The sequence below is a fragment of the Microcoleus sp. FACHB-1515 genome, from assembly GCF_014696105.1.
Taxonomy (GTDB): Bacteria; Cyanobacteriota; Cyanobacteriia; order Elainellales; family Elainellaceae; genus JAAUTJ01.
Window position 1 is genome coordinate 83,338 of record NZ_JACJPO010000064.1, and the last position, 6,348, is coordinate 89,685.

At 54.6% G+C, this 6,348-nt stretch carries 5 protein-coding genes and 1 tRNA gene; 2 read left to right on the top strand and 4 right to left on the bottom strand.

What is annotated here, in order from left to right; genetic code table 11:
• The first annotated feature begins 31 nt into the window (after positions 1 to 31).
• Entirely contained in the window at positions 32 to 1,165 is a 1,134-nt protein-coding gene (recF, locus tag H6F67_RS22125) for a DNA replication/repair protein RecF (protein ID WP_190768812.1), read from the top strand.
• Here recF and H6F67_RS22130 read toward each other — a convergent pair whose 3' ends face one another.
• From H6F67_RS22130 to H6F67_RS22145, 4 genes are all read right to left on the bottom strand, one after another.
• Complete coding sequence (locus H6F67_RS22130) at positions 1,166 to 1,966, bottom strand: ABC transporter permease (protein WP_190768813.1); 801 nt, start codon at positions 1,964 to 1,966, stop codon at positions 1,166 to 1,168.
• Positions 1,956 to 2,888 carry an ABC transporter permease gene (locus tag H6F67_RS22135; RefSeq protein WP_190768814.1) on the bottom strand — a complete coding sequence of 311 codons (933 nt, stop codon included), beginning with the start codon at positions 2,886 to 2,888 and terminating at the stop codon, positions 1,956 to 1,958. Before H6F67_RS22135 ends, H6F67_RS22130 begins: the two co-directional genes overlap by 11 nt.
• The gene (locus tag H6F67_RS22140) at positions 2,885 to 3,883 is read right to left on the bottom strand and encodes an ABC transporter ATP-binding protein (RefSeq protein ID WP_199304572.1); all 999 of its coding nucleotides are present in this window, start codon (positions 3,881 to 3,883) and stop codon (positions 2,885 to 2,887) included. Before H6F67_RS22140 ends, H6F67_RS22135 begins: the two co-directional genes overlap by 4 nt.
• Positions 3,884 to 3,988: 105 nt before the next feature.
• Positions 3,989 to 5,248: an ABC transporter substrate-binding protein gene (locus H6F67_RS22145; protein ID WP_190768815.1), complete on the bottom strand. Its 1,260-nt coding sequence runs from the start codon at positions 5,246 to 5,248 to the stop codon at positions 3,989 to 3,991.
• A 437-nt stretch (positions 5,249 to 5,685) separates the two neighbouring features.
• On the opposite strand from H6F67_RS22145, the gene H6F67_RS22150 reads away from it, so the two are divergent.
• Positions 5,686 to 5,756, top strand: a tRNA-Cys gene (locus tag H6F67_RS22150).
• Positions 5,757 to 6,348: the final 592 nt, after the last annotated feature.

Here is a 6,348-nt window from a genome sequence, read left to right on the forward strand (position 1 = left end):
TCAAGTCACTATCTATAGTGACTGAGTATTGATGTACCTCAAGTCGCTGCATCTGCGCTACTTTCGCAACTACCAAGATCAGCAGGTGGAGTTTTTGGCTCCCAAGACGATCTTGGTGGGCGATAACGCGCAGGGCAAATCGAACTTGCTTGAAGCCGTTGAACTGCTGGCAACGCTGCGATCGCATCGAGCCGTGCGCGATCGCGAACTGGTTCTCGACGGAGAAGCCGCCAGCCAAATTACGGCTGTGCTGGAGCGCGAAACCGGAATCGTCGATTTGGGAATCACCTTTCGCAGCAGCGGACGGCGCACGGTTTCGATCAACCACGAAGCCTTGCGCCGCCAGCTTGATTTTTTAGGAACGATGAACGCCGTGCAGTTCTCCAGCCTCGATCTGGACTTGGTACGCGGCGCACCCAGCGAACGACGCAACTGGCTCGATACGCTCCTGACGCAGCTTGAACCTGTTTACGCGCATATTTTGCAGCAGTACAACGTCGTTTTGCGACAGCGCAACGCCCTTCTCAAGCAGCGGCGCAGCGCTCCCGAAACAGGATCGCCCGACGCCGAACTTGACCCGGAACAGCTTGCGATTTGGGATTCGCAACTGGCCGCCTTGGGAGCGCGAGTGATTCGCCGCCGCGCCCGCGTCCTCGATCGCCTCGCCCCTTACGCGCAACATTGGCATCAGTCGATTAGCAACAGTCGCGAAGTCCTGACCGTCCGCTATGCGCCCAACGTGCCGATCGAGCAGGACGATCCCGCGATCGTGCAGCAGGCGTTTTTGGAGAAAATTCAGCAGCGGGCGATCGCGGAACAGATGCAGCACACAACACTAGTTGGCCCCCATCGCGACGAAGTGGAATTCACGATCAACGAAACGCCCGCTCGTCAATATGGTTCACAAGGTCAGCAGCGGACATTGGTGCTTGCCCTGAAGCTGGCCGAACTGAAGCTGATTGAAGCCGTGATCGGGGAACCGCCGCTCTTGCTGCTCGATGATGTTTTGGCCGAACTCGACCTCAACCGCCAAGATAAACTGCTCGAAACAATTCAAGACCGTTTCCAAACGATTATCACGACGACGCACTTAGGCGCGTTTGATAATCAGTGGCTCAAGTCGTCGCAGATTTTGACGGTTGAATCGGGAAAAATTCAACTGTAATTAGCGGGCGCGATCGCTCATCGCCTCATCATTCGTCAGCCAGTTCGCCACCAGAATTGGCACAAACGTTAGGCCAACTACAAACACGGCAACCACATTTGTGACCGGACGCTGGCGCGGTTTCGTCAGCTGATCGAGAATCCAAATTGGCAATGTCCGCTGCTGTCCAGCTGTAAATACGGTGACAATCACCTCGTCAAACGACAAGGCGAACGCGAGCATTCCACCTGCCAAAAGCGCAGTTGAAAGGGTGGGCAAAAGAATGTAGCGAAAGGTTTGGAATGTGTCGGCTCCCAAGTCCATCGAGGCTTCGGTTTGCGATCGCGCCGTCCGTCGAAATCGCGCCAGCACATTGTTGTAAACCAGAACGATGCAAAAGGTGGCGTGTCCAATCACGATCGTCCAAAAATTAAACGGCAGTCCGAAAAGGCTGATGGCCGATCGCAGGGCGATCCCCGTGACAATTCCCGGCAGCGCGATCGGCAGCAGCAGCAGAAACGAAATCGTCTCACGACCAAAAAAGCGCGTCCGATACACCGCTGCCGCCGCCAAAGTTCCAAAAATCAGCGCGATCGCCGTTGCAATGCTGGCGACGCGAACCGACAGCCAAAGCGCCCGCCACAAATCTTGCCGCTGCCAAGCGACGTGAAACCAGTTCAGCGTCAGTCCGGGCGGCGGAAAGGTGAAAGCGGCATCTTCGATCGTGAAGGCATACAGCAAAATCACGGCGAAGGGAAAGTAGAGGAAAAATAAGACGCCGCCGACGGCCAGCTTGAGTGAAAAAGGTGCTTTAGATCGCATCGAACGCTCCTAGCCGCTTTGCGACGAGCAGGTAGACGGTCATGATCGCGATCGGCACAACCGTAAACGCCGCCGCGAGCGGAATATTGCCTGCCGTGCCCTGCAACACATACGCCGCTTGCCCAATAAACGGACTGGAATTTCCCAAAATGCTCGGCGTGATGAAGTCTCCCAGAGTGAGCGAAAAGGTGAAGATCGATCCCGCCACGATGCCGGGAAAAGCCAGCGGCAGCGTTACATTACGAAACGTCTTCCAGGGTCGTCCGCCCAAGTCCGCAGAGGCTTCAATCAGCGACGCGGGGACGCGCTCTAGAGCCGCTTCGATCGGCAAAATCATGTAGGGCAGCCAGAGATAGACAAACGCGAGAAACATGCCGATCGCAGACACGGACAAGGACGATCCCCCGACGATCGGCAGTTGCAGGACGCGATCGAGCAGCCATTCCAGATGAAGCTGACGGATAAACCAGGTCAAAATTCCTTCTTTCGCCAAAATGAGCTTCCAGGCATACACGCGCACCAGATAGTTTGCCCACAGCGGCAGGACGACGGCGAGATAGAGAATTGCCTTAATCCGAGCCGTCGCATAGCGAGCCATGTAGTAGGCCAGCGGTAGGGCAAGGGCGATCGATGTCACCGTCACGCATGCGGCCATCGTCACTGTCCGCAGCACAATTCGCAAACTCGCAGGTGTCAGCAGTTGGCGATAGGTTTGCAGCGTGAATGCTCGAACCACCTGCCCCGTGAAATCATCCAGGTGAAAAAAGCTTTGAATCAGCAGCGTTGCCAGCGATCCCACATAGACGCCACCAAACCACACCAAAGGCGGAGTCAGCAGCAGCACAAGAACGAGGCGCGGACGCTGATAGAGGTAGGTAGCGATCGATCGCACAATCCCAACTTGTTCATTTTGTAGGGTCATGACGCCACCGGAGAAATATGCTGCGACTGCCAGGTGAGGCGGACGCGATCGCCAGTTTGAAAGCGTGGCGTTGTTAAATTTTGCTCAACCACAATGAGTTCGCCTGCGGGATCAAGCTGGACGCGATAGCGCGTGTACATTCCCAGATAGAGGAGTTCTTGAATTTTGCCGATTACGCCGTCCTCAGCGTCGATCGAATGCAGTTGAATTTTTTCTGGCCGCAGGGCGATCGGCTGAGGTGATCCGGTCAAGCGCTCGGCCAGCGATCCCTGAATCAAATTGGAGACGCCAACAAAATTTGCGACAAACGGCGTTTTGGGATGCTCGTAGATTTCGATCGGAGAGCCGACCTGTTCGATTTTGCCCAGGTTAAAGACGGCCATGCGATCGCTCATCGTCAAGGCTTCCTCTTGGTCATGCGTCACATAAATGAACGTGATCCCCAACCGTTGCTGAATCGCCTTGAGTTCCGTCTGCATCTGCTGCCGGAGCTTCAAATCCAACGCGCCCAGCGGTTCATCGAGCAGCAGCACCTTTGGCTGATTGATCAGGGCACGCGCCAAGGCGACTCGTTGCCGCTGTCCGCCCGAAAGCTGACTGGGACGGCGATCGACCAAATTGCCCAACTGCACCAAATCGAGCATTTCCATGACGCGGCGATCGCGCTCAGCCTTCGGAACCTTCTTCAACATCAAGCTGTAGCCGACGTTTTGCCCGACGCTCATGTGCGGAAACAAAGCGTAGTCTTGGAAGACCGTGTTCACGTCGCGATCGTAGGGCGGCAGTTGCGCGGCTTCGCGACCTGAGAGGCGAATGCTGCCCGATGTCGGCTGATCGAATCCGGCAATCAAGCGCAGACAGGTGGTTTTTCCTGATCCGGATGGTCCCAGCAGCGAGAAAAATTCGCCCGGATCGATCGTAAAGCTGAGGTCATCGACGGCTCGTACTTCGTCAAAGTGGCGCGTTACGTTAAGGAATTCGACAGCAGGAATCATGAGTGTCGGGTGTCGGGTGTCGGCATAGCAGGGAAAGCGGCAGAGTGAGTTTCAAGACGGCGGTGTGGGAATGCTGCCTTTCGCTGATTCCCAACACCCAAACTCCTACTGCCCGCCGATAATCGCCAGATAGTTAGAACTCCATTCCGAATACGGAACGCACTCCTTGCCATCGCCACAGGCAGCAACCGGAGTGCGCCAGAAGCGAATTTTCCCGAAGTTGTCGGCTCCGTTGGTTTTGCAGCCGTCCGCACCCAGGAGTTCGTTGCCTTCGCAGGCGGCGGGAACGGTGGGAACTGAACCAAACCAAGCGGCAATGTCGCCTTGCACCTTGGGCGAAATGGAATGCTCCATCCACAAATAAGCGCAGTTCGGATGCGGCGCGTTGACATGCAGCATCGTCGTGTCTGCCCAGCCCGTTGCGCCTTCAACTGGAATCACGCTATCCACAGGCTGATGGTTGGCCTTGAGCAAATTCACCTGGAACGGCCATGCGCTAGAGGCAACCACGCCTTCATTCGTGAAGTCATCCACCTGCACGTTGGCGTCGTGCCAGTAGCGGCTGACCAGTTGACGCTGCTGCTTCAGCAAGGCAACGGCGGCGTCAAATTGCTCGCGGTTCAGTTCATACGGATCGTCGATGCCCAGTTCCGGCTGATGTTCCTTCAGGTAAAGCGCAGCGTCGGCAATGTAGATCGCACCGTCATACGCTTGGACTCGGCCTTTGTTCGATTGGCCGTCAGGCAAGATTTGCTCTTCAAACACGACGTTCCAGCTTGTCGGCGCAGTCTTGAAGGTTCGCGTGTTGTAGAGCAGCACGTTTGATCCCCACTGGTAGGGAACGCCGTAGTGCTGGCCGTTGACGGTGTGCCAAGGCGCATTTTGCAGACGGGGGTCGATCGTCCCCCAACTCGGAATCAAATCCAGATTAACTGGCTGCACTTTGCCACCTGCCACCAGTCGCAAAGAAGCATCACCGCTCGCCGTTACCAGGTCAAAGCCACCTTGGTTCATCAGCGCCACCATCTCGTCAGACGTGGCAGCCGTTTTGATGTTGACCTTGCAGCTTGTTTCCTGCTCGTATTTCGTCACCCAGTCATAAGCCGGATCGGTTTCACCGCGCTCAATGTATCCTGGCCACGAGACGATCGCCAGTTCACCTTCTCCTTCACCCAGTTCCGCAAGCGGCTGAACCACGCTCGGCGTTGTTGCGGTCGAGGCGGCACAGCTTGTTGTCAGCAGCAGAATGGCACTTAAGAAGGCGGCTGAACAAATTCGTTTGACTCGCTCAAAGAAGAAGCGCAGTTGTAATTGCTGAAGTCGAATCACGATCGTTTGAGGGGTAGTGGGTGAGGTGCAGGGCATCCCCTCGATCGGGCAAAAGCGGGAATGTCCCTGGCTTCGATGCTTCAGCTTATCACAGCAATTCGGCTGTCGGGTGTTGGGAGTTAGCGATCGGCAATGGCAACCGCATTTCAAATGAGCGTCGGCTCTCGGCTCTCAGTCAACAGGTAGCCCATTCTGAACCCACTCAGCGCTGCAAGCAGTCCGATTCACTTTGTCTGCGTGGACAACTAAAATGAGCAATAAGCATGGTTAGGTATCGATCGCCCTGCATAGGTTGGCATGAGGCAATCGAAGCCCAATGATTATTCGAGCCAAACATAGATAGGCAGGGGCAGGATGGCTCGATCGTCGGCTCTCAGTTCCATGCCTTTGCTCTGCTACCTCATGCTTCTCATATCTCAAGAAAGAGTAGAAGCTGATATAGTGAGACAGGAGATTGAGAAAGCGCAAGGCTAGGCGGCATAGCCAAGTGGTAAGGCAGAGGTCTGCAAAACCTTCACCCCCAGTTCGAATCTGGGTGCCGCCTTTACAGATGTACGATCGCACGATTTATGTGGGTGAGCAAATGTGGGTGAGCAAATAATATGGCGCGATGAGCAAATTGGTGGCGCGATCGCCATTTTGCGTTCATTTTGCCGCGTTGGGGAATGCTGAGATCAGTGTGGGCTAGATTAGAAAATCAGTGGCGCGATCATAATCGACCTTGTTTGATACCTGAACCTACTGTGTTCAAAGTCAGGCGCAAAGCCAGTTATTGGTATTCCTAGTAACCTAAGTTTTGAGCAAATTGATGGCGTTAATTTAGCAATTAGCAAATTGATGACGCAAATTTTGATGGATTAGCAAATTGATGGCGCAATCCAGAAGTTGGATCAAGATTTGTTTCTTTAAGCGTGAAGCCAGCTTTGACAGCGTGGATTGTTACGCCAAGCGAGTGCAGCCTCAAAAAGTGATACGCACTCAACCTAGTGTTAAGCGCGTACCAGTCGCCAAAATCTAATTTGGGGATATGTCAATCTTTTTGTGTCAAGGGTAAAAGTTAGAGGGGAAACCTGCCTTCAAACTCGATCGCAAATCGATTGAGTGCAGGCTTCCAGTCTCGAATCGGCATCGTCCAT

Excerpts from the sequence above, each read along its gene's own strand:
- H6F67_RS22130 (WP_190768813.1), bottom strand. The coding sequence starts at position 1,966 with ATGCGATCTAAAGCACCTTTTTCACTCAAGCTGGCCGTCGGCGGCGTC.
- H6F67_RS22140 (WP_199304572.1), bottom strand. The coding sequence starts at position 3,883 with ATGATTCCTGCTGTCGAATTCCTTAACGTAACGCGCCACTTTGACGAA.
- H6F67_RS22145 (WP_190768815.1), bottom strand. The coding sequence starts at position 5,248 with ATGCCCTGCACCTCACCCACTACCCCTCAAACGATCGTGATTCGACTT.
- recF (WP_190768812.1), top strand. The coding sequence starts at position 32 with ATGTACCTCAAGTCGCTGCATCTGCGCTACTTTCGCAACTACCAAGAT.
- H6F67_RS22135 (WP_190768814.1), bottom strand. The coding sequence starts at position 2,888 with ATGACCCTACAAAATGAACAAGTTGGGATTGTGCGATCGATCGCTACC.